This is a genomic window from Natribaculum luteum (genome assembly GCF_023008545.1).
In the GTDB taxonomy this organism is placed as follows: Archaea; Halobacteriota; Halobacteria; order Halobacteriales; family Natrialbaceae; genus Natribaculum; species Natribaculum luteum.
Genome location: NZ_CP095398.1, coordinates 89,063 through 113,540, shown reverse-complemented (window position 1 = coordinate 113,540; position 24,478 = coordinate 89,063). Strand labels below are relative to the sequence as shown.

Annotated in this window: 17 protein-coding genes and 2 pseudogenes; 11 read left to right on the top strand and 8 right to left on the bottom strand. The window is 61.6% G+C overall.

The window, feature by feature from the left end:
- Positions 1–205: 205 nt before the first annotated feature.
- Positions 206–691, top strand: a complete 486-nt coding sequence (locus MU558_RS19360) for a hypothetical protein (protein ID WP_246975995.1) — start codon at positions 206–208, stop codon at positions 689–691.
- A gap of 10 nt (positions 692–701) precedes the next feature.
- Here MU558_RS19360 and MU558_RS19355 read toward each other — a convergent pair whose 3' ends face one another.
- The 3 genes from MU558_RS19355 to tnpC form a co-directional block, all read right to left on the bottom strand.
- Entirely contained in the window at positions 702–1,133 is a 432-nt protein-coding gene (locus MU558_RS19355; RefSeq protein WP_246975992.1) for a calcium-binding protein, read from the bottom strand.
- Positions 1,134–3,029: 1,896 nt separating this feature from the next.
- The gene (locus tag MU558_RS19350; protein ID WP_246975990.1) at positions 3,030–3,467 is read right to left on the bottom strand and encodes a universal stress protein; all 438 of its coding nucleotides are present in this window, start codon (positions 3,465–3,467) and stop codon (positions 3,030–3,032) included.
- Between the two features lie 92 nt (positions 3,468–3,559).
- Entirely contained in the window at positions 3,560–5,017 is a 1,458-nt protein-coding gene (gene tnpC / locus MU558_RS19345) for an IS66 family transposase (protein WP_246971934.1), read from the bottom strand.
- A gap of 197 nt (positions 5,018–5,214) precedes the next feature.
- On the opposite strand from tnpC, the gene MU558_RS19340 reads away from it, so the two are divergent.
- Positions 5,215–5,940 (top strand): GNAT family N-acetyltransferase, encoded by a 726-nt coding sequence (locus tag MU558_RS19340; RefSeq protein ID WP_246975987.1) that lies wholly within the window; start codon positions 5,215–5,217, stop codon positions 5,938–5,940.
- Positions 5,941–5,979: 39 nt separating this feature from the next.
- Here the strand turns inward: MU558_RS19340 and MU558_RS23430 are convergent.
- Positions 5,980–6,352 (bottom strand): annotated as a pseudogene (locus tag MU558_RS23430) (inositol monophosphatase); the annotation flags it as partial.
- Between the two features lie 12 nt (positions 6,353–6,364).
- Complete coding sequence (locus MU558_RS19335) at positions 6,365–7,135, bottom strand: enoyl-CoA hydratase/isomerase family protein (protein WP_246975984.1); 771 nt, start codon at positions 7,133–7,135, stop codon at positions 6,365–6,367.
- A gap of 127 nt (positions 7,136–7,262) precedes the next feature.
- On the opposite strand from MU558_RS19335, the gene MU558_RS23425 reads away from it, so the two are divergent.
- From MU558_RS23425 to MU558_RS19320, 4 genes and pseudogenes are all read left to right on the top strand, one after another.
- Positions 7,263–7,442 (top strand): DUF7331 family protein, encoded by a 180-nt coding sequence (locus tag MU558_RS23425; RefSeq protein ID WP_425607633.1) that lies wholly within the window; start codon positions 7,263–7,265, stop codon positions 7,440–7,442.
- Between the two features lie 196 nt (positions 7,443–7,638).
- The gene (locus MU558_RS19330) at positions 7,639–7,965 is read left to right on the top strand and encodes a DUF8022 family protein (RefSeq protein ID WP_246975982.1); all 327 of its coding nucleotides are present in this window, start codon (positions 7,639–7,641) and stop codon (positions 7,963–7,965) included.
- A 36-nt stretch (positions 7,966–8,001) separates the two neighbouring features.
- A pseudogene (locus tag MU558_RS19325) lies at positions 8,002–8,229 on the top strand (ATP-binding protein); the annotation flags it as partial.
- Between the two features lie 265 nt (positions 8,230–8,494).
- Positions 8,495–10,132 carry an acetate--CoA ligase gene (locus MU558_RS19320; protein WP_246975979.1) on the top strand — a complete coding sequence of 546 codons (1,638 nt, stop codon included), beginning with the start codon at positions 8,495–8,497 and terminating at the stop codon, positions 10,130–10,132.
- A 3-nt stretch (positions 10,133–10,135) separates the two neighbouring features.
- On the opposite strand, the gene MU558_RS19315 is transcribed toward MU558_RS19320, so the two are convergent.
- From MU558_RS19315 to MU558_RS19305, 3 genes are all read right to left on the bottom strand, one after another.
- On the bottom strand, positions 10,136–11,179 hold the full coding sequence (locus MU558_RS19315; RefSeq protein WP_246975975.1) for a phosphate signaling complex PhoU family protein: 1,044 nt from the start codon (positions 11,177–11,179) through the stop codon (positions 10,136–10,138).
- Between the two features lie 124 nt (positions 11,180–11,303).
- On the bottom strand, positions 11,304–11,771 hold the full coding sequence (locus MU558_RS19310) for a hypothetical protein (RefSeq protein WP_246975972.1): 468 nt from the start codon (positions 11,769–11,771) through the stop codon (positions 11,304–11,306).
- Positions 11,772–11,819: 48 nt separating this feature from the next.
- On the bottom strand, positions 11,820–12,938 hold the full coding sequence (locus MU558_RS19305; RefSeq protein ID WP_246975970.1) for an NADH dehydrogenase subunit: 1,119 nt from the start codon (positions 12,936–12,938) through the stop codon (positions 11,820–11,822).
- A 154-nt stretch (positions 12,939–13,092) separates the two neighbouring features.
- On the opposite strand from MU558_RS19305, the gene MU558_RS19300 reads away from it, so the two are divergent.
- The 5 genes from MU558_RS19300 to MU558_RS19280 all read left to right on the top strand — a co-directional run bounded on the left by MU558_RS19300 (position 13,093) and on the right by MU558_RS19280 (position 24,354).
- Positions 13,093–14,259, top strand: coding sequence for a thiolase domain-containing protein (locus tag MU558_RS19300; RefSeq protein ID WP_246975967.1), 1,167 nt, complete (start codon positions 13,093–13,095; stop codon positions 14,257–14,259).
- 55 nt (positions 14,260–14,314) lie between these two features.
- Positions 14,315–14,728: a Zn-ribbon domain-containing OB-fold protein gene (locus MU558_RS19295; RefSeq protein WP_246975964.1), complete on the top strand. Its 414-nt coding sequence runs from the start codon at positions 14,315–14,317 to the stop codon at positions 14,726–14,728.
- A gap of 322 nt (positions 14,729–15,050) precedes the next feature.
- Positions 15,051–16,598 (top strand): acyl-CoA carboxylase subunit beta, encoded by a 1,548-nt coding sequence (locus tag MU558_RS19290; RefSeq protein ID WP_246975961.1) that lies wholly within the window; start codon positions 15,051–15,053, stop codon positions 16,596–16,598.
- 257 nt (positions 16,599–16,855) lie between these two features.
- Positions 16,856–18,556: an acyl-CoA mutase large subunit family protein gene (locus MU558_RS19285; protein ID WP_246975958.1), complete on the top strand. Its 1,701-nt coding sequence runs from the start codon at positions 16,856–16,858 to the stop codon at positions 18,554–18,556.
- 452 nt (positions 18,557–19,008) lie between these two features.
- Positions 19,009–24,354, top strand: a complete 5,346-nt coding sequence (locus MU558_RS19280; protein ID WP_377071326.1) for an AMP-binding protein — start codon at positions 19,009–19,011, stop codon at positions 24,352–24,354.
- The last annotated feature ends 124 nt before the right edge of the window (positions 24,355–24,478 follow it).

The window sequence follows — 24,478 nt, the reverse complement described above, 5'->3', positions numbered from 1 at the left end:
GACGACGAACGCACGTCTCACACACGCGAAATTATCGGCCATACAGCGATCAGGATGCGATTCAAAAGAATCGGGCCACTGGAATACCGGCGATAATGTACACAACTGGCCTCGAAACGGTGAATCGACAGTCTTAAACACATATTGCGCATTTACTACAATACAGCCCAATACTATGGCAGTCACTTGGGCAGGATAACTCACTATGAATCGCAGAACGCTGCTCTCGAAACTCGGTACCGCCGCCGTCGCTGGTGGAGCCGCCGTCGCCGCCACGAACACCGCCAGCGCCGAGACCACGGACGACTCCTACGAACTCGAACTCGAACCGGGAACGACGTTCTCGTACGCCGAGACGTACTTGGGCGAATCGTTCATCTACGCACCGCTCCCGGACGGGAGTACCTTCTACCTGTTCCAGGAGCCGAACGGCTGCTGTCAGATCGACGAGGTCGTCATGGTGCTCGCCGAGACCGGCGAAGTGCTGTACCTCGAAAGCCTCGACGGTGTTCTCTACACCGAAGACCAGATCGGCGAGATGGCAGATCGCATCGGCGAGATGGCTGACCGGATCCTCTATACCGAGGAACTCATCGTCGAGACCGAGTACCTCATCGTCGACGTCATCAAGTACACGCAAGATAGCGTCCTCGAGTTCGTCGACATGCTGAACCCGCTCAATCTCCTGTAGGTAGTGTAGTTCACTCGTCGATCGACGTATTGAGAAGATTCAGCTCCGAACTGAACATCGATGCATCGGCGGAAGTCGATGCAGTATCACCGCTGTCTAAGGTCTGATTCTGCAAGAATAGGAAGGTAGTGATGCCCGCTGCATCCGATCCGCCATCCACGTCGTATCGGATGACGTGACCGTTCCACTCGTCGGGCTGGGAGATTTCGTCGACCATTTCTCCGTCGACCTCGAGCAAGTCGACAGTGAGACTCTTCCTGAGCCGACCGACGACGGTAAAGTCCGCTTCTGGAAGGTAGTTGTACGAGAATACCAGCGCACGCTCGTTTTGCTGTGCAGTCGCGGTACCTGTGGCCGTGACCCCGAGTGCGAGTGCACTCGCTGTGAGGCCCCCTTTCTGTATGAATTCGCGGCGTGAGTTGCTATCGTCGTATTTTCTCATCGTCTCTCAGTCCCCCTGGGGACGGCTAGTCCCTCGAGTGTGTCATCCGTAAAAGGGATATATTGTTACGTGTATTAATATCAATAGTATAAATTATATTAGAAGTAAATTGCAGGTTCTCAGAGGATACGAGTACGAAACGTCGATATCAACATGATTTTGACGGCGGTCTCTGTGGCCCAGACGTGGAAGTGCACTCGACGAAAGACGTGATTATCAGTCAGGACACGTCGTATTCCATTCGGTCGATAACGGTCGTCAGGAACCAACCGACGCCCAAGCGCGTTTTGGAGGGAGCCACCGGACGGAACAACTCTGGTCACGTCCTGCTCGCGCTGCTGGCGAGAGCCGTGGAGGGCATCGATGGACGACGCTAGGTGTCGACCGACGTCGGTATCGAGGAGTGCAACGGCTTCGAACGACGTGAGGACAGTTCGAACGAACGGTCGGGTGATCACCTTGCCGACGACTAGCATCGCCGCTACGACCTCGTCGAACTGCCGTTGTGGACTGAATCGACTGTCAGTGCGCATTCGTCGATTTCCGCGCCACTACAGGCGAATCACGTCGAAACTGTGCTCGCGCTCGAGTGGAAACGCGTCTGGATCTGCTCGCCCCTATCCCCCCATGCATACGTGATATATGACCCTGTTTCCCTATAACTGAATTGAGGTCGTGCATGACGGACACACGAACGTTTTGCAAACTACGTTGCGAAGGTCACTGACAAGCCCCGCGCCACCGTGCGCGGGGCAGTTGACTTGCCCTGATGGCAGGGACTGTGACGCTGAGTCGAGGATTGGTCTCGGACTCCGAGCAGGTGTCTGAAGTGAACCGCCTCGGGAGAACGTAGCTCGATAGAGCGAGTTCTCTCGTCAGTACCGTCCAGGACGCAGGATACGAGGTCACGACCTGACACGTCCTCGAGTACTGTGACTGTGACCGCAGTCACACGTGCTACGCCAGACACGCGGTACGTGACGAGTCGCGACCACCGTGCTCGAGTGACTACTCCCACGACTTCATAACGATAGCTGTGAGTCTGTACCGCCGCAACCGCGAACCGTCGTGCGGTTGCGTCGGTACCCAGTCACAGCCATCATTATCAGTCTGGATGGATGTCAACACAGGTCGGGTGATCCGTGGAACTCTACTCGACACTGTTAAACTAGTAATTAGTTTTCTAGTTAGGATAGTGAATAACTTTGCTTGTTGAGAAATCGTCTAACAATCCAGTTCGAATATATTTATAATAGGTTGGAATTGCTGCCGTTGACGAGCGTCGTTCGGCGACTCGTCGACGAGCAATACGCGTTCGCAAGATATGAACGATCTCCGAGAGCTACGTGTCGTTCGGGCAGCGTCGTTCCGTATCAATCCGAGTGGAGCATCCTGAGCTAGCTCGTCTCTAGCGGGTTCGTATGACGCAAATCGTCCAGTCGCAATCGATAGCGGCTTACACGAACTACAGGAGAACGCCCACGGCTTCAGTCGTGTGGAGGATGTCAAGCCTCCAGTCAACCGATTCACACACACACCTCACATCGAAGTGATCAGAATCGACGATGTATCGCCGATCGCGGCCGCTGTATCGCGAGGAAGTGTACAATGACGTTCAGTGGTTGCTATAACACTCAGTAAATTTAGTAGTGTCTAAAAGAGATAGATATTGGGAGTTGAATCGGATACAGAGATAATAAACTCACAGATGGTTATTATATTTTCACGATGGAGAACGTATACTGCTGGACAAAACGGTTCAGCCATCGATCGCACTCGAGACGCTGTCGTCAGCGACGACAGCCGTCGAGACGCGATCGAGTATTCACTGACTGTTGTCCAGTAGTATTACACGGGGTCAAGGAGAACGCCCACGACTTCAGTCGTGAGTGGATGTCAATCCGCGTGGCGGACGATGTGAACGTCGTATCGAGGATCTTCCGACACCGGCGCGCCGACGCTCGTGACCGGCGTCGAGACGCGGCCGGCGTTCTCGCTTCCGACGAACACGACGTCGGCATCGATGTCGCCAGCGACTTCACGGATCGCACGTACGACGTTTATCGTCGCGTCGGCGTAGGGCTCGTCTTCGGGATCGGTCGGCCGTTCTACCCGAAAGGTCGCCTCTGGAACGAGTTCGTGGGCACGACTTCGAAGTCGCTCGACGACTAGCTCCGGATCGGTTTCACCCCACCGATCTTCGAGATATCGTTCGTCTTCTGGAACGACCGCCAGGACGACGACGTTCCGATCGAGACACTCGCCGAACTCGACTGCACGCTCGAGTGCCGCTTGCGATAGCGTCGATCCATCGAATGGTACCAGTAACGGCATACCGAAACAAACGAAACGACGGTATATCAGTTTTCGGCCGGTAGGGGAGTAGTTGGATAGCGTGACCAGGATTCACCGGCCAGTGATGCCTCTCATCCTAATCTGAGTTCTTGCCCACCGAGGATGGACTGGAGCTGTTCAGGCGGATCAAGTCCTCGTCGTTTCCACGTGGCTAACATGGTCGTAATCGTCTCGTGAATCTGGACCCCTTCGGCTGAGCGGAGGGTCCGGAACATCTTCCGCAGCACAACTTGCTCGCGCAGAGCGCGCTCTGCGCGATTATTCGTCGAATCGACGTCTGGCTCTGTAACGAACGTCAGCCAGTGCCCTAACCCGTTCCTGATCTTCTCGATCAGCTTCTTGACCTCCTGTGCCTCGTAGTCTTCCCTGATCAGGCCTTCCAGATGTAACGACGCCTCCGCCCGCTTTTGCTCGCGGGCGGAGGCGGACGGATCCTCCTCGTCGAACGCCGTTAAATCGTCATGGAGAGCGTGTAACTCCTCAGACAACCTCTCTGCTTCCTCGTACCGTTCAGCAACGTACTCCGCCTCCCGCAACAGATGTGCCCAGCACCGCTGGAGCTTCGTGTGATAGCTCGGATACGCTGACCAACCGTCACAGCTGAGCGTTGAGTCCTCGGCGAAGTCCTCGCCGAGGACGTCCTCTAACACCTGACTTCCACGACTCTCATCAACCCAGAACAGCACTTCTTCGTCAGTAACGAACGTCCACGCCCAGTGTTGCTCTCCGTCAACAGGAAATCCCGTTTCATCGCAGTAGACGACGTCACTTTCCTGAATACGGGCTTTGACATCGTCATACGCGGGTCGCAGCCGGTCTGCGACCCGCTTGGTCAGGTTGTAGATCGTCCGATGAGAGATGGGTGTATCGAGTTCCCAGTCAAACAGCTCCGCCTGTTTACGGTTTGGAAGTCGCTGATGGAACCTACCGAGGGCGGTTTGGGCCATGATATTTGGCCCAAACCGCCCGGTTTCCGGGCAGTCTGGATGTTCAGCAACGACTTCGTTTCCACAGGAACAGCGGTGTTTGCCGAGTTCGTACTCGACGACAGTGGTTGGAATAGGGAGAGGTATGTCGATAATCGTCCGTGAGATGTAGCTGTCCGGGTTAGAGAGGATTTGCTCACAGTCTGGGCAATATCCCTGATCGACTCGAATAGTCTCCTCTGGTTCCGGAGGCGGTCGAGTTGTTCCTTCGTGACCTTCGTCACGTCCTGGAGAGGAGCCGCTGGCGGCGTCAGCGTCGCCGCCAGCGTCGTCCCCTTGGTCTTCGTTCTCTTCCTCGTCGCTGTCATCGTTGCCAGGTGATCCAGCCACGCCACCCTGCTTACTGGGAGGTGTGTTTGGGTTTTCGTACCGCTTGAGGCGAGCCTCAAGTTGTTCGATCTGCTGTTGTTTTGCAGTGATCTGACGACGAAGAAGTCGGTTCTCAAGCTCTTTGACGACGAGTTGCTGGCGGAGATGCGTACTGTTCTCGGTGCGGATCGTGGAATCTATCGATTCCAGCGATCCGCTAACCCCCAGCGACACACTTGATTCACCATTGAGAGACCATTCATGAGACTGCTACGAAATCGGTCTGACGGCAAATCGCTATCCAACTACGTAGGGGACAGTACGGAAACGGGGGCGGCGTTTGCCAAACGAGTTCTCGAGCGGACTCCATCGACGCGAAATGCTGAACACAAGTATTTAATAGTTCAACGACGGGTATGGTACCATATGACATGAAAGGACGCCTCGAGTTTACCCACGACGATCGAAGACGAATCTACGACTGTGTCAAACGGCGGGGAGAGACGAACAGAGAAGAGGTCCGAACGCAACTGGGGATCGATCCGCGCGGATTTCGCCACCACGTCGCGATCCTTCGAGGCGATGGCCACATCGAAACCGACGGCGAGAAGTTACGCGTGTCGATCGACGACGGCGTCCGAGATGAGTTTGGCAGCGATCGGCTCGAGTTCGACATCCGACTGGCCGGACGAGAAGACCGGTCCGGTATCCTCGGTGCGATTCGGCGCGTGACCGATGAGGCCGATTGCGTCGTTGCGGAGAGCGTCACAGCCGAGATTGTCTTTCGCGACGCCTTGCTCTGGACCAACGAACTCGAGTTGCGAGTGTTCTTCGTCGCGACGGTTCAGGGCGAGGTGGTGGGTTGGGCCCACATCGACGCATCCAACGTGGACAAACGGGATCACGTCGCCGAACTCACCGTCGGCGTCCTCGAGGAGTATCGCGACCACGGAATCGGCTCGCGGCTTCTCTCGTGTAGCCTCGAGTGGGCAGCCGACAACGGCTACGAGAAAGTCTACAGCAGCGTTCCATCGAGCAACGAGGACGCGAGATCGTTCCTCGAACAGCGCGGCTGGAGAGTCGAAGCCGTCCGCGAAGATCACTACAAACTGGCCGACGAGTACCTCGACGAGGTGATGATGGCATACGAGCTTTGACGGCCGTGGACGGTTCCGTCGGATCGCGACGTACAAATCGACGTCGGATTTGTCGCTCTCGTGCGTGATCGATTCGACCGCTCCGTGAAGCTCCCGCAACGGTTCGCCGGCGTTTCTGGCGGCTTCGTTTGCAACTTTGAGGGCTCGGTCGTGGAGGTCACCGTGTTTGCCCGCCACAGTGTGGGACAAGCACAGGTTGGCCGGACCACCGTCGGCGTCGCGGATTCCCCAGCCGAGCTTGTCGGCAATCGCAGGGAAGTACTCGTCGTCGTAGCTCGTGCGCACGACGGGGGCGGGCTGGTCCGCACCGGTGACACGGATCTCCTCGTCGTCGGAGAGGATCGTGTGTGCGCCCGCCGTCGACCTGGTGACTCGACGACCCCCTGGTAACGATTCGAAGGGTCGACGATGGCGGGCGAGGACGTCATTCCGCTCCGGTGTACTCCGGGTCTCGGTTCTCGACGAACGCAGATGCGCCTTCGTGTGCGTCCGGACCCGCATAGAGGTAGCCGAACCCGCTTCGCATGGCGTCGTCTTCACCGGGGAACCGCAGACTCGCGTTCAGCCACGATTTCGTGACGTCGATCGCGCCGGGAGATCCGTCGTGGACGCCGTCGAGCAACTCGTCGACCGTGTCGCTCACCTCGTCTTCGGGAACCGCACGGGCGAACACTCCCCAGTCGGCGGCCATCGTTCCGGAGATCTCCCGGCCGGCGATAGACAGCTCCATCGCGCGTTGCTTTCCGATGAGACGTGCGAGACGCTTGGTCGCGTAGAACGGATACGCACCGATCTGCACCTCCGGGAGCGCGAACGTAGCGTCCTCCGGAACGACCGTCATGTCACAGGAGAGCAGGAGCTCGAATCCGCCACCGTACGCCGATCCGTTCGCCATGCCGATCACCGGGATCGGTGCCCGTTCGATCGTTCGGAAGCATTCGAAGGCCGTCTCGGTCAACTCGCGGACGTCCCACTCGGATTCGATCTCGTCGAGCGTACCGATGTCGTCGCCAGCACAGAAGGCTCGTCCCGTTCCGGTGAGGACGACCGCACGTGCACCGTCTCGGCGCGCCCGCCGAATGTACGCGGGAATCGCGTCCCACATCTCGAGTGAGAGTGAATTCAGTTTGTCGGGTCGGTTCAGTTGAACGGTACTCACATCGCCCTCCTGTTCGTAGATGACGTGCTCCGTCATGAGCGGGTAAGAGTCGGACGTCTGTCAGTATAAACCCCCCCGTCAGTTTGACTGCCGTCGCCGTCGATACATCGGCCGCGGCAGAATTATAACGTGGCGGCCCATATCGTATTCCGTGGTGAATGAGATGTCCGACTCCGGTGACGGTAGTGATCAATCTGGCGACAAAAGTGAGCACGATACCTCAAGAACGGACGGGACGGTCGAGTCGTACACGACGGACAAACGTGTCGTGATCTACGACTCGGAAAATCCGCTCGCGTGGATCGAAACGACACAGTCGGTGCAGCTCGCCGAATTCGCTTGATCATCTGTCGTCGTTTCGGTCGGGGGTGTGGACGGTCTCCCTTTCGGTCGCCAGCGTTGCGCGTTCCGAAAAACTAACGTGGGATCCGATCGAGAGATTTAACAGGAACAATCAGAAAGGTTTCGGTGGAAACCGCGAACCGAGCACGAGTCAACCGAGACGAGTGCGACGAGAAACACGATACTACCCCATACCAATGGCTTCCAAAGAACTCTCCACACCCGGTGACGACAAGCTACCAGCACCCGAACTCGACGATGACACCCTTTCTGCGGACGTGACACTCGACGTGCCCGACACCGCGACGGACGAGGAGGTCGCTGCCATCGTCGCAGCCATCGGGGCTCACCTGCACGACTGCGAGCGGGCGGCTGCCGCCACGGCGACGGACGAAGAGACCTGGAACGACAAGCGGTGGCCGTTCGCCGGGCGCGTGCGCGGGGACCGTGCCTGGACCGGCCGGATACCGGCGAATGCGCCACCCGATCCGTGGGCTGCAGCGAGTCGAGCCAGTCACTTTTAATCGATTTCGAATTTTCGGCGTATCGGGCATCTCGAGGTCGAGGTCCAGATCATCGCCGACAGGCATGGCAACGTCCGCCACCTCGGCGAGCGCGACTGCTCGCTCCAGCGCCGCCATCAGAAGATCATCGAGGACGGGGCCTCGTCCGCCCCGAACGACGATCCCCAAGAGAAGATCGGTGTGGCCACATGGTTGGGTGTCGCCGCTGCTGACTATGCGAACGCTGACATCGTCGAGTCTGGCGTTGGAGCGGACCCGCGTCGTTCCGTCGGAACGCTAATCCGACCCGTGTGGCGGTGCGTACCCGCACTCCGGGCACACGTACGGTTCGTCCGCTTTCGCGATGGTCGTCGCACACTGGGGGCAATCGAATCTGAACATCTACACCACTAGTGGCTTTTCTGTCACTTAAAAGTATGCACAGATACTCTAGCTTGGATGGCGAGGAAACAGCCGGCAAGTGGCCGCGGCAGTATCGAACACCCACGCCAACAATTATGTGTGATCTTCACATGGTTCTGGACGAGCCATGTCGACAGACACTGCTGGCGATTACGAGACGGGATTCGAGGACTTCGAGTGGGACGTGCCGACGGACTACTCGTTGACCGATACGATCGAATCACATGCGAGGTCGTTCGGCGGTAGAGCCGCAGTTCGGTTCCGCGACGAGGACGGTTCACGGGCTGAACGAACGTACGACGACCTCCGGACAGACATGAACCGGTTCGCGAACGCACTCGCCGAGTTAGGCGTCGGGAAGGGGGATCGCGTGATGCACCTGTTGCCACGTCATCCGGACGCCTTTGCCGTTCAGCTCGGTACACTGAAACGAGGCGGGCTGGTCGTCCCGTGCTCGTCGATGCTCGCGCCCAAGGACATCCGCTTCCGGGCGAACGACTGCGATGCGACGACGATCGTCGCTCACGAATCGTTGACCGACATGGTCGAGCCGGTCCTCGAGGAGACGCCGCTCGAGCGGACGATCGTCCTCGACGGCGCTCGGGACGGCTGGAAGTCGTTCGCCGACCTCCTCGAGGGACAGGACTCGAGTCACGACGGGCCGGAGCTGGGTGCTGCGGACCCGATGTCGATCAACTACACCAGCGGGACGACGGGACGGCCAAAGCCCGTGATGCACCGACACCGGTGGATGCGATGTTTCGAATCGATCAACGCCCCCTACTGGTGGGGTATACGGCGTGACGGCGACCTCGAGGACGAACTGCTGTGGGCGACGACCGGCACCGGATGGGCCAAGTGGTTCTGGAGTCCGGTCGGTGTCGGCCTGACGACGGGGGCGACGCAGTTCATCTACGACGGCGAGTTCGAACCAGTTCGGTTCCTCGAGTTGATGGAACAGGAGGGAGTGACCAAACTCTGTGCAGTCCCGACGCAGTACCGGATGTGGGCCCAGGAAGACCTCTCCGAGTACGATCTCGCGCTTACAGACGCGCTGTCGGCGGGCGAGCCGCTCAATCGTGAACCGATAGAGACGTTCGAGGAGGCCCTCGGCGTGACACCGCGCGGAGCGTACGGACAGACGGAGACCACCGCGATCGTCGGAAACTATCCCGGTATCGACGTCAAGCCCGGCAGTATGGGAAAACCGCTTCCCGGTTGTGAGACGACGATCATCGACACCGAGACGGAGGAGGAGGTCGACGTCGGTGAGATCGGCGAGATCGCCGCGCCCGTCGACTGCCCGGCGATCTTCGACGGCTACTACGAGAAACCCCACCTGGACGAGCGGACGTTCAGTGGCGAGTACTACCGCACTGGCGACCTCGCCCGGCGGGACGAGGACGGCTACTTCTTCTTCGAAGGGCGGGCCGACGACGTCATCATCTCGTCGGGCTACCGCATCGGTCCGTTCGAAGTCGAAGACGCCCTCGTGTCTCACTCGGCTGTCTCCGAAGCAGCAGCCGTCGGCAGCCCCCACGAGGAACGCGGCAACGTCGTCAAGGCCTACCTCGTGCTCGCCGAGGGATACGAGAAAAGCGACAACCTCGTCGAAGCAATTCAGGAGCACGTGAAGTCGGAGACGGCACCGTACAAGTATCCTCGTCGGGTCGAGTTCGTCGACGACCTCCCGAAAACCTCGAGCGGGAAGATTCGTCGAGTCGAACTCAGGGAGCGAGAGCAGGCGACGTACGGAGAGCAGTGACCGTCACGGGTCAGTTCGATCGCCGATCGAGACGTACCTGGAGTCGCTGACCATCGCGAGATTCGCAGCGATCTCGGCGTTTCGGAGCGAATACTCGGCGATCTGCCGCAATCGAACGAGTACATCTCGAGCGTAAGCGACCGCCTCTGCGTTCGTTCCCTCGAGGTCCTCGAGGATCGCGTTTTTGTGGTCCATGATCGTTTCGAAGCGTTCGCGCGGCGTCATCGCGAGGTCGTAATCACGCTCGATGGCCGCTGTAACGCTTTCCGTTGCGATCTCGTCGATTCGGTCGACCAGGCGATGGATCTCTCGCATCGTAGCCTGGTCGATGTCGACCCCACGCTGGTCTATCTCGACGGCGATTTCGGCGAGACCCTGGGAACTGTCCGCAGTGAGCTCGAGGTTTTTGGCGAGCGAGCGATAGGCGATCAGTGAAAGGTCGTCCTCGAGGCAGATTTTCTGAGCAACGAGCGGGTTCTGGTATCCGGTGTAGATAAGTCGCAACAGGAGCACGAAGATGCGGTTCGCCTGGCGCTCCCGGCTGGCTACGTTCTGGACCAGGTCCGCGTTGCTGTACGCGAGCGCCTTCATCGCGTCGTCGCGCATCGCCCGCCCGATGGATTCGAGATGCTCGAGTAACTCACCGAGGGTGAAGTCGGCAGGGTCGACCGAGCAGCGGACGACGATGTTGTCGGTCGCCTCTTCGACGATCCCGAGCCCCATGAGCTGTGATTCGGCATTGTAGACGCCGTTGATGTGGCCGTCCGTGAGCGTACCGTCTGTGTGGGTGATCTGGATCGTCCGCTGGCCGAGGACGTACTGTGCGATGATCGCACGCTCGACGGCGTCCTCGCCGAGGTCCTTCGCGTGAATCGTTGCCGTCGTCTGATCCTGTAGTCCTGACTTGGCGACCACGCGCAGGCTACCGCGGTTGACCGGGATGTACACCTCGTCGCCTTTTTCGACGCCGTTCTCCTCGACCCACTCCCGCGGCAGACTTACTGCCAGCGTCGATCCTCCGAGTTGCTGCACTTTACGCCGCTCCATAGCATGACGTCACCCTGCTCGTCCTTAGTCTCTCCGCCGCCTATCGGACGACGCGATCGTCTTTACACGCTCGTTCAGTGTTACCCTCGAGACGAAAGCCGTAGGCTTTCGCCGTGGGACGATGTCAGGACGGCGTCTCGTCACGTCGTGTGACGTCGACGCTGCCTTCCGTTCGTGTGTTGCCTCGATGGTCACGAAAGCGGCCGTACAGGATCAACGAATCGGTGGCGACGGTTTCGGGGCCGACTCGCGCGTCGAAGTCGTACACCCGGCCGTTCCATCGGACCGTGTCGCCGACGGCCTCCAACCGCCGACGAAGCCGTTCTTCCATACCCCAGTGATCGTAAATCGTCTTGACCTCGAGCAGGAGTTCGCCGTTCTCGAGGTACTGGTGGCCGGACTCGTCTTCGACGACGATACCGATTCGTTCGGCGCCGGCGGTCCGGAGTCCGTCGATGATAGCGGCCAGCGCTCGTGGCTGGTCGTCTCCGGCAATCTCCGAGGAGTCGATCACGTCCGCGTGTTCGCTGTGTGGAATCGCTGGTATGCTTCGGGACTCGTGCCCGAAGTCTACCTCTGAGTTTCGTTTCATACGTGTCGTGTGGTGGTTTCGTCGTGCTGTTTTCGCGCGTCCGTGCCGTTACTCGCGTTCGATTACGATCTCGGTCTCGGTCACGTCCGTTACCGTCCCGTCTATCGACGCGTGCTGTGCGATGCTGATACCGTTGGCGGTCGGATCCGCGATCCGCTCGCCGACCGAGACGGACTCGCCTTCCCGAACGATCGGCGTGCTCGGCCGGACGAGCCCCTCGTACGCCGGATTGGTGATCAGCGGGATTCGGACGCGATCGGGGCGGACCGTCGACGGTTCTGTCTCGTGTCGCCGCTCGTCCCAGTCGTCGACGCCGAGGAGGTCGACGCGATCCTCGCCGCGTTTGTTCGCTTCGACGGTCTCGGGGTTTGCCAGCAACAGGCCGTTCGTCGCTTTGGTCACGGAGAATTCGTCGAGATCGTCATCGTTCTCGAAACACCACCCCGGTCCACCCTCGAGCGCTACCTTGTCGGCGCTGGCCTCCTCGAGCGACGTCCCCGCCGCCTCGAGTAACGTCGACGCTGGAGTCCCGATGGGGGCCAGAAGGAACCGGTGTTGGGGCACGTCGATCCCGACGTGAACGAGTTTGTGAGTGACCGGATCGTCGTCCACGAGGGCTCGAGACACGTTGTACAGAGACTCGGTATTGTGGACGATCCAGCCGTGGTCGGTTGGCACGTTATCGCCGCCGACCGTCGTCCCCGTCGTCGTGGGAAGCAGTACCTGCTCCATCCCGTACTGGAATTTGTCGTCCGTGTACGCGATTACGATGCCGGATTCCTGCTCGACGTCGATCGGAAGTTCGTCCGGGCCGTACGTCGTCGCGTTCGTCGTCGCCTCGAACTCGGTCATCCACGCGTCTCGATCCTTCGCTTTCGCCCCGACGACGACGGCATCGACGAATTGCTCCTGGAGTGCCTCGAGGAACGTTGCCAGCTTCTCGGCTCGGTTCTGAAGCAACCACTTGTCTCCGTAGAAGTTGGGCTCGCTCTCCTGATGGTTCACCATCAGGTACTGGACGTCGTCCAGCGCTTCCCACTTCACGTACGATGGGAACCCGGCTCCGCCAGCGCCGCTGATACCTGCGTTCCGGACCGACTCCGCGATCTCGTCCGATTCGGGCGAGTCGGCTGATTCGGTCAGTGTTGTCTGTTCGACGTTCTGCATACCTGTTCTCCACAATTGCCGACAGCCAGCGTTAAAAAGCTAATTGGGGTATCGTCGGTAATCCTTAATGATGATTGTATCATCAATACAGGCAAGTACAGTTAATGGAGATGCAACCACGAGGTATAACACGGAGGTTGTCCAGAGTCCGACTATGAGCGAGGTACGAGTAGCTGGTGTTGGACTCACGCCGTTCGGCGAGTATGCCGAGCGAACGACCCGAGAGCTCTTTGCAGAGGCGAGCGCTAGCGCGATCGACGACGCCGACGTTGCCCGGACGGACGTCGAAGAAGTGCTTTACGGCAACTTCCTGGGAGAGTTGTCGGAACGACAGGGACATCAAGGACCGCTGATGGCGGAGGCTGCGGGCGTACAGGCACCGGCAGCGAGATACGAGGCGGCGTGCGCCTCGGGAAGCGCTCCCGTTCGAGAGGCTGTCAAACGGATCCGAAGCGGTGAATCCGACGTGTTGCTGGTCGGCGGTGCCGAACGAATGACGAACCTGACGACGGGCGACGCGACGGAGGCACTCGCAACGGCGGCGGACGATCTCTGGGAAGTGCGCGCTGGCGTAACGTTCCCCGGTGCGTACGCCCTGATGGCTCGAGCGTACTTCGATACCTACGGCGGCAGTCGGGAAGCACTCGCCCACGTCGCGGTGAAAAATCACGAACACGCGCTCTCGAACGAGCGCGCTCACCACCAGCAGGCGATCGCCGTTTCGGACGTCCTCGAGGCGCCACAGATCTCCTCGCCGCTGGGTCTGTACGACTCCTGTCCGATCTCGGACGGTGCGGCCGCGCTCGTACTCACGAGCGAGTCCTACGCCGAGGAACACGACCTCGATGCGTCGGTCGCGATCACCGGCACCGGACAGGGCGGCGATCGACTCGCGTTACACGATCGGGAGTTTCTCGCGCGCTCTCCTGCCACACGACGGGCGGGCGAACGGGCCTACGACGATGCCGGCATCTCGGCGGACGAGGTCGACGTCGCGGAAGTCCACGACTGCTTTACGATCGCAGAGGTCCTCGCGATCGAAGCGCTCGACCTCGAGCCGATCGGTGAGGGGATCTCGGCTGCACGCGACGGCCGGACGACGATAGACGGTGACCGGCCGGTCAACCTCTCGGGTGGGCTCAAAGCGAAGGGTCATCCCGTGGGTGCGACGGGAACGGCACAGATCGCAGAAATCGCTGCCCTCCTGCGGGGAGACCACCCAAACAGCGAGTACGTCGAGGACGCCACGACGGCGCTGACGCACAACGCGGGTGGAACCGTCGCTACCGCGATCGTTCACGTGCTGGAGGTGGTCGCATGAGCGAGCGTTGCGAGCGAATGCGGGTACGCCGGAGCCCTGCTCCGGAGGTGGTCGCATGAGCGAACAGCGCGATCACGTCAGAGACGACGGGTTCGACGACTGGCTCGACGCTATCGAGAACGGCGAACCGTACTATCTCACGTGTTCCGAAGAACACGGCTTCCTGCCGCCACGGCACGTTTGTCCAGCGTGTGGGTCGGCAGACGTAGAACCGGCTCCGCTGCCGGCGACTGGCACCCTCGAGACGTTTACCGTTACTAGCGTGTCGACACCGACGTTCGAAGACGATGCACCGTACGTGGTAGCGATCGCGGACTTCGGTCCGGTCCGGTTCACCGGGCTTGTCGTCGAACGCGACGCCGACGACGTCGAGATCGGGATGACGGTCGAACCCGACGTGGTCTCCTCGGAGACGACCGGCGAGCGCGTGCTCGCATTCCGGTGGTGTAGTACGAGCTGGTGTTGCTGACGCACGGGCCGGTCCGAGCGCGACGCCACCGTTCAGGTGAATTCTACCATTAACATTCATTATGGATGGGGTGCCACTAACGGACGTGATCGAACCGAAACTCGTCGGCCGTTCACTCCGAAGTGCGTGCCGAATCAGCCGAACCGACCACTAACGACTACTGCGCCTGCCGAGACCTCAGATAGCAATCCATGACCGACGATACGACCGAAACGGCCGTTACTGTGGAACCGACAGCCTCGCTACGCCCTCCGCGGCGTGGCGGCGATCGAACGAGCGACGACGGCGATCGCCGTCGACGGGGACCTCGAGGTGAGCGACGATGACCGAGGACGATCCGATCGAGGAACTGCGGGAGCGCCGCGAGGAGGCCCACAGGGGCGGCGGCGAGGACCGCATCGACGCCCAACACGAGAAGGGGAAGATGACTGCTCGCGAGCGGATCGAGCACTTCCTCGACGACGACACGTTCAACGAGCTAGATACGTTCGTCGAACACCGCTCGACGAACTTCGGCATCGACGAGAAGCGCTTCCCCGGAGACGCGGTCGTCGCCGGATACGGCGAGGTCGACGGACGGAAACTGTTCGTCTTCGCCCACGATTTCACCGTGCTCGGCGGCTCCGTTAGCGAGGTCGTCGCCGACAAGATCACGAAAGCGATGGATCAGGCCGTAAACGCTGGCGTTCCGATCGTGGGGTTGAACGACTCGGGCGGTGCCCGCATCCAGGAGGGCGTCACCTCGCTCGTCGGTTTCGCACGCATCTTCAAACGAAACACCGACGCCTCCGGGCTGGTACCCCAGATCTCGGCGATCATGGGACCGTGTGCCGGCGGTGCAACCTACTCGCCGGCGCTCACCGACTTTACGTTCATGGTGACGGACACGTCACACGCGTTCATCACCGGCCCGGACGTGATCGAGACGGTCACCGGCGAACAGGTGACGATGAACGAACTCGGCGGGGCACGGACGCACGCTGACACGTCCGGCGTCGCACACGTGGCTTGCGACACCGAAGAGGAGACGCTCGACTCCATCCGGGCACTGCTTTCGTATCTTCCACAGAACAATCTGGAAGATCCACCGCGGGTCGAGCCGTGGGACGACCCGACTCGAGACTCACACGTCGGCGACATCGTTCCCCGGGAGCCCAAAAAGCCGTACGACGTCACCAACGTCGTCGACGAACTGGTCGACGAGGGCTCGTTCTACGAGGTCCACGAGGGCTACGCGCGCAACGTCGTCGTTGGCTTTGCCCGCATGGACGGCCGCTCGGTCGGTATCGTCGCCAACCAGCCACGCGTCAACGCCGGAACGCTCGACATCGACGCCTCACAGAAGGCCGCACGGTTCGTCCGGACGTGTGATTCGTTCAACGTTCCGATCGTGACGCTCGTCGACGTGCCCGGATTCATGCCCGGCACCGATCAGGAGCACAACGGTATCATTCGACACGGCGCGAAACTCATCTACGCCTACGCCGAAGCGACGGTACCGCTTTTGACGGTGATCACGCGGAAAGCCTACGGCGGCGCCTACATCGTCATGGCCTCGAAGGAACTCGAGGCCGACGTCAACTACGCCTGGCCGAACGCCGAGATGGCGGTGATGGGTCCCCGAGGTGCCGTGAACATCCTCTATCGCAAGGAACTCACAGAGGCTGACGATACCGAGGCACGTCGGGAGCAGTTGATCGACGAGTATCGAGAGGAGTTTACGAACCCCTACAAGCCGGCGAAACGCGGCTACATCGACGACGTCATCGAACCCAGGGACACGAGACGACGGCTGATCGACGACCTCGAGTTACTCGAGCGAAAGCGCGTCGAGGGGCCGCCGAAAGATCACGGAAACGTCCCGCTGTAGGATGGACACGCGACGAATCGGCCAGCGAAACACTCGAGGAAACACGCACTCGTCCGCTCCGTATCGGCCACACGACTGCCGACGAAGCCGCGTTCGCTTCTGATCCAGTGTACCTCGACTAGCTGCAGGACCGGATCGTCGGAGACAGGAGACGAGCCGCCCGCCCACCGTGTTGGCACCGAGAACCCGCCATTCCGAAACGACGTACTGAGCGCAGCAAAAACGTTATACTCCGGGCGGTATAGTTGAGAAAGCGTATGTACGACGAGGACGACCTCGAGCAGATTCACCAGCAGCGAACGCAGTGGGAGAGCGAACGGCTCGAGCCCGCGCTGGACCGCCACGGCGAACGGAAAGACGAGTTCGTTACTGTCTCGAACCACGAGGTAGACCGGCTCTACACGCCCGAAGACGTCGCGGACATCGATTACCTCGAGGACCTCGGCTTCCCCGGCGAGGAGCCGTACACTCGCGGACCGTATCCGACGATGCACCGCGGTCGAACCTGGACGATGCGCCAGTTCGCCGGATTCGGGACGGCAGAGGAGACGAACGACCGCTTTCACTACCTGATCGAGAACGGACAGACGGGGCTGTCGACGGCGTTCGACATGCCGTCGCTGATGGGGATCGATTCGGACCACCGGATGAGCGAGGGCGAGGTCGGCAAGGAGGGCGTCGCCGTCGACACCCTGCGGGACATGGAGATCCTCTTCGAGGGTATCGACGTCGGCGAGGTCTCGACCTCGTTTACGATCAACCCCTCCGCACCGGTCATCTACGCGATGTACGTCGCGCTCGCCGACCAGCAGGGCGTCCCGCGCGAGGAGATCCGGGCGACGTTCCAAAACGACATGCTCAAGGAGTTCATCGCACAGAAGGAGTGGGTCGTTCCGCCCGAACCATCTCTGGACGCCGTCACCGATACGATCGAGTTCGCCGTCGAAGAGACGCCGAACGTGTACCCGGTCTCGATCTCGGGCTATCACATCCGTGAGGCGGGATCGACGGCGATCCAGGAACTTGCCTTCACGCTCGCGGACGGCTTCGCGTACGTCGACGATGCGCTCGAGCGCGGACTGGACGTCGACGCGTTTGCCCCGCGACTCTCCTTTTTCTTCAACGCCCACAACTCGATCTTCGAGGAGGTCGCCAAGTTCCGTGCCGGACGGCGGATCTACGCCCGCGTGATGGACGAGTGGTACGGCGCGGACGAGTCCGAGTCCAGGCGGCTGAAGTTCCACACGCAGACGGCTGGCCAGTCGCTGACCGCCCAGCAGCCGCTCAACAACGTCGCCCGGGTGACGATCCAGGCGCTCGCGGGCATCCTCGGCGGGACCCAGAGCCTGCATACCAACAGCTTCGACGAGGCACTCGCCCTGCCGAGCGAGAAGGCAGTACGGGTCGCCCTGCGCACCCAGCAGATTATCGCCGAGGAGTCCGGCGTGGCCGACATCGTCGACCCGCTGGGCGGCTCGTTCGCAGTGGAAGCGCTCACAGACGAGGTCGAGCGCGAGACGATGGACTACCTCGAGGAGATTCGCGAGATGGGCGGCGGTTCGATGCGCGACGGCGTTCTCACGGGTCTCGGCGAGGGGTACTTCCACCGGGAGATCCAGGAAGCCTCCTACGAGTACCAGAACCGGGTCGACGCCGGCGAGGAAGTCGTCGTCGGCGTCAACGAGTACACGATCGAGGAGGACACGAACCCGGAGATTCTCGAGGTCGACGACAGCGTCCGAGACCAGCAACTCGAGCGCCTGGCGCGGGTCAAAGACGATCGCGACGACGAGGCGGTCGAGGCGTCCCTCGAGGGAATCTCGGAGGCCATCGCGAACGACGAGAACGTCATGCCCCCGATCATCGACGCGGTGAAGGCGTACGCGACGATGGGCGAGATTATGGACGTGTTCAAGAAACACCACGGGGCCTACGACGAACGGATCGGGCTGGCCTGATAATGATGGCTGTGACTGGGCACCGACGCAACAGCAAGACGGTTCGCGGTTGCGGCGGTAACGACTCACAGCTATCGTGATGACGCGATCGAACTCGATTGCGTACGGAATGGGCTCGAACTCGAGAGGCTCCCGCTTCCGACCGAACGAGCGCTGGAACGAGACACCCTGACCAGCGCGGGCTTTCTCACGGCCCGACGAACCAGTTCAGGATCAAAGATTTCGGACGCCACAGCGTCGGCAATCACCGACTCGACGACGGTGGGGACGCGAGGTGTCGCGCGGGAGAAACTGGTGGGAAAGACTACGCCATTCGTAACCAATTTAACTCGTGGAATTGAACCGGTTCGAACATCGGTACCATGTCAGACTCAGACGTACTAGCAGACAGACCGAGCATAGAAACGGACGTCCGATCGAATCCGATACGCACTGCCGAGGATTGGAAGGCGATGCGCGAGCGGGCACGCGAGGATCCGGGTGCGTTCCACGGGTCGATCGCGAAACGGGAACTGCACTGGTATCACGAATCGGACGACGAGTGGTTGTCCTGGAGCGACGACTCGGAGTCCTGGACCGGCTTCCAGTTCGACGACGGGAGCCCGATCGAACGAGACTACGCGGCGTCTCACGAACCCTGGGACGTGGCGTTCGACGATTCGGAGGCACCCCTGTACGAGTGGTTCTCCGGAGGGCAGACGAACGCCTGTTTCAACGAGATCGATCGAAACGTCCTCGCGGGCCACGGCGCGGAGACGGCGTTTCACTTCGAGGGCGACCGGTGGGACCAGTCGAAAAACGGCGGGCGCGGCGGTCCGGTCGTCTCGGAGGACATCTCGCGACGCGAACTGCTCGTCCGCGTCGTGTCCGCGGCGCAGGTGCTACAAAACCTCGGCCTCGAGAAAGGCGACCGGATCGCACTGAACATGCCGAACGTCATGGAACAGATCTACTACACCGAGGCGGCAAAGCGTCTCGGGATCGTGTACACCCCGGTGTTCGGCGGATTCAGCGACAAGACGCTCTCCGACCGCATCGCACGGCTCGGTGCCGACGTGCTCGTCACGAGTGACGGCGGCTACCGCAACGCGGAGGTCGTCCCGTACAAAGAGCAGTACGGCGATCCGGCACTCGACGACTACCTGCCCGTCGACATCGTGACCGAGATCGTCGACGGCACGCTCGCCGACCTCGAGGTCGACGATCACCACACAGACGCGATGATGTCGGCAGTCGAACGGGCGATCGAAGGCGAGATAACCGTCGAACGGGCCCAGGCCATGCGCGGCGTGGGGAACGCGCTCGCCGAGTTCGACGACCTCTCGGGCGAAGAGAAATCCGAGATCAGGACGGAGATCGCCCAGGCGCTGGTCGACTCCGACGAACGAGTCGAGCAGGTGATCGTCGTCGAGCATACGGGCCAGGAGATCCAGATGCACGATCGGGACGCCTGGTCCGCGGACCTGCTCGCCGAGGCCCGCGAGGACGTCCTCGAGAACGCCAGGGCGGCCGGATTCGACCTCGAGAGCTTCGAGGACCTGTACGACCTCTCCGACCGGGACCTGGTCCGGGCGCTGTGGGCGAGTTCGCAGCCCGAACCGGTCGACGCGGAGTATCCGCTCTTCGTCATCTTCACGAGCGGTTCGACGGGCAAACCCAAAGGCGTCGTCCACGTCCACGGCGGCTACACTGCGGGCATCGCACACACGATGAAGACGTCGTTCGACGTCGTCCCCGGGGAGGACACGATGTTCGTCATCGCCGATCCCGGCTGGATTACGGGACAGTCGTATCTCATCAGCGCGTCGCTGTCGACCCGGACGACGAGCATCCTGCTCGAGGGCGCGCCCGTCTACCCCGACGCCGGCCGGTTCAGTTCGGTCATCGAGCGCTACGGTGCGACGGTGTTCAAGGCGGGCGTGACCTTCCTCAAGGGGATCATGGAGGACGACGAGAGCGTAAGCGACATGCGCGAGTGGAGCACCGACTCGCTTCGCGTCGCGACGTTCTGTGCCGAGCCCGTAAGTCCCGCGGTTCAGCAGTTCGGCATGGAGGAAGTCTGCGAGTGGTATATCAACTCCTACTGGGCGACCGAACACGGCGGGATCGTCTGGACGCACTTCTTCGGGAACGAGGACTTCGAGTTGCGCCCGGACGCCCACACCTACCCGCTCCCGTGGGTGTTCGGCGACGTCTGGGTCAAAGCGGAAGAACGCGAGGACGGGTCGGTCGCGTGGCGCGAGGCCGACGACGAGGAACGAGGTGAGATCATCATCCGCGAGCCCTACCCGTACCTGATGCGGTACGTCTGGGGGGACCTCGAGAACTGGGGGCCCGAACGGTGGAAAGACGGCTGGAAGGGCAACGCCGAGCGCTTCGAGGACGTCTACTGGGTCGAGAAGGACGGCGAGTACGCGTACCTGCAGGGTGACTTCGCCAAGAAGTACGAGGACCGCTCTTTTAGCCTCCACGGGCGTTCCGACGAGGTCATCAACGTCTCCGGCCACCGGATGGGAACCGAGGAGATCGAGGGTGCGATCCTCCAGGACAAACAGATCAACCCCGACTCGCCGGTGGCAAACGCGGTCGTCGTCGGTGCCGACCACCACGAGAAGGGTCTGACGCCGGTCGCGTTCGTCCAGACGAAGCCCAACGAGCGACTGACGACCGAGGTCGAAGATCGGCTGTCCCGACTGGTCCGAGAGGAGAAAGGCGTCACCGCGATCCCGGAGGAGTTCGTCGAGGTCGACGAATTCCCCGAGACGCGCTCCGGGAAGTACATGCGTCGCATGCTCACTGCGATGTTAAACGGCGAGGAGATCGGCGATACGACGACGCTGAAAAATCCCGAGACGATCGACGACATCCGCCCGAAGTGCGAACGGTGGCGACGGCGACAGCAACTCGCCGCCGAACAGGAGATCCTCGAGGAGTATCGAAACGTCACGGTCCAGTACAATGCAGTCCGCGGGGCCGACACGGACGAGCAAGTCGCGACGGTGACGATCGACAGCCCGCCAGTGAACGCGCTCAACGAACGCGCGCTCGACGAACTGAACACCGTCCTCGAGCACCTCGGCCGCCGCGAGGACGTCGGCGCGGTCGTGATCACCGGCGGCGGTCCGAGCAACTTCGTCGCCGGTGCCGACATCGAGCAGTTTCTCGAGGAGGTCCACGAGTTCGAGGAGGCGATCTCGTTCCCGAACAAGGCTCACGAGGCGTTCCGCCGGATCGAGGAGCTATCCGTGCCGGTCGTCGCCGCAGTCAACGGCGCGGCCCTCGGCGGCGGCAACGAGTTACAGCTCGCGGCCCACTACTCGGTCGCCGACCGGGGAGCCGAGTTCGGCCAGCCCGAACTCAACCTGAACCTCATCCCGGGGTACGGCGGCACCCAGCGGCTCCCGCGGCTTCTCGCCGAGAAACGCGGTCTCGAGGGGATCCGGGACGCCGTGAAGATCGTCACGAACGGCCGAAACGTCGACGCCGACGAGGCTCTCGAGATGGGGCTGATCGACGAACTCGAGACCGACCGGACGGCTCGAGCGCGGGCGTCAGAACTCGCCCGCGAACACATCGCAGGCGGTTCGGACGTGCTGGCCGAGGCTCGCGAGCAACGCCTCGAGAACCGCGAGACGTGGAGCGAGCCCGGCGAGTTCCCCGAGGACGTCCTCGAAGACCCGATCGTCGAGCGCAACAGAAACCAGTGTGAATACACGAGCGAGGGCCGGACGAAGGCCTTCGACCGCGCGATCGACGCGATCCGGACCGGCTTCGAGGACGGTATCGACGTCGGTCTCGAAGCTGAGGCGACGCACTTCGCGGAGGCGGTCGTCGACCCAGTCGGCGGGAAAGCGGGAATCGAGAAGTTCCTCGATCGTGCGAGCGAGCCCCTCCCGACGCGAGAGCGGTTCGATCCCTCGCCCGAACAGGAGCAGGAACTCATCGACGAGGGTCGGCTCCTCGAGCCCGGCACGCCGTTCTACCCGGGCGTCGACGAGGTGCCGGAGTACCAGTACGCCCAGGCGGTCGTCAAAGACGACGACACTGGCGAGGCTGCCCACGGCGATCCGGAAGAGGCGGAGGTCGAGGAGATCGTCCCGGTCGAGGATCCCGGGCCGAACGAGGTGTTGCTGTACGTCCTCGCGAGCGAGGTCAACTTCAACGACATCTGGGCGATCACCGGGATCCCGGTGAGCCAGTTCGACTCCCACGATCAGGACTACCACACCACTGGCAGCGGCGGAGTCGCGGTCGTCGTCGACGCAGGCGAGGCCGTCACGCGCGAAGGCCGCGTCGCGGTCGGGGACCTGGTGACGATCTACTCCGGACAGAGCGACTTGCTCTCGCCGACGATGGGACTGGATCCGATGTACGCCGACTTCTCGATCCAGGGGTACGAGGGACCGAACGGGAGCCACCAGCAGTTCATGCTCGCCCAGGGGCCCCAGGTCCTGCCGATCCCCCAGGAAGCGACGCTCGAGCAGGCGGGCGCGTACGTCCTCGCGACCGGCACCGTCTGGCGGGCGCTGTTCACGACGCTCGACGTCGATCCCCGGACGACGATGTTCGTCGAGGGGGCCTCGACGGGGACCGGCTGGGAGACGACCAAGCTAGCGACCCGCAACGACGTCGAGGTCACGGGACTGTGTTCCAGCGAGGAACGAGCCGAACGCATCGAGACGCTCGGTGCCGACGCGATCGACCGAACCGACGATCCCTACGACGACATCTGGGGACGCATCCCGCGAGAGCCCGAGAAGTGGGACGAGTGGAAAGAGGCGGGCCGCGAGTTCGTCGAAGCCTTCGAGGACCACCACGACGGCCGCCGCGCCGACTACGCCGTGAGCCACGCCGGCGAACTCTCGTTCCCGCGGACGTTCCAGATGCTCGAGGAGGGCGGCAAACTCACGTTCTACGGTGCCTCGACCGGCTACTACCTGACCTTCCTCGGCAAGCCCGGCACGTCGACGCCGGCGGTGATGTACGAGCGAGCCGACGTCCGCGCCGGTGACGGCGTGCTCGTCTACTACGGAACCGACACCGGCCCCGACGGCGTCGTCGACGAGGTCGGCCTGCGCGCTATCGAGGACGCCCGCGAGGCCGGCGGGCGGATCGCGGTCGTCACCTACACCGACGAACAGCAGGAGTTCGTCGAGTCGCTCGGCTACGGGGACGCCGTCGAGGGGACGGTCAGTCTCGAGGACCTGAAACGTCGCGAGGAGGAGTTCCGCTGGCCGGAGACGCTTCCAGATCTGCCGAACGCACAGGACGATCCCGAGAAGTTCCGCCGCGTGGTCCAGCAGTTCACCGACGAAGTGTTCAAGCCGCTCGGCAGGGCCGTCGGCGAACACCTCCGAACCCCGAAGAACCCGCGTGGTTACCCCGACGTCGTCTTCGACCGGGCCGACCACGACGCGCTCTTCGTGAGTACCATGCTCACCAAGCCACACACCGGCAACGTGGTCTACAGCGAGAACCTCGAGGACAACCGCTACTCGATGTACGCACCGCAGGTCTGGATGCGCCAGCGTGACGTCCTGATGCCGACTGCGGAGATCCTCGGGACGCATCTGAGCAACGCCTACGAGGTCGAACAGCTCAACGAGGCGATCGACGCCGGAGAGGTCGACCTCACCGACCCGGCGGTCGTCGACTGGGAGGACCTCCCGGACGCCCACCAGGCAATGTGGGACAACGAACACGAGGCGAGTAGCTACGTCGTCGAGCACGCGCTCCCGGACGAGGGGTTGACCTCGAAAGAGGAACTGTTCCTCGCGTGGGCCGATCAGGACGAGTAATCTGACGCCGCGCCAGTACCGGTCTTTTTCTTCCGATTTTGATTCGAACGGACTCGATGGCCACCGTGTTCGGGACGGACTCGATGGTTACCGTGCCCAGAGCGCACGACATGCGCCGTCGAAA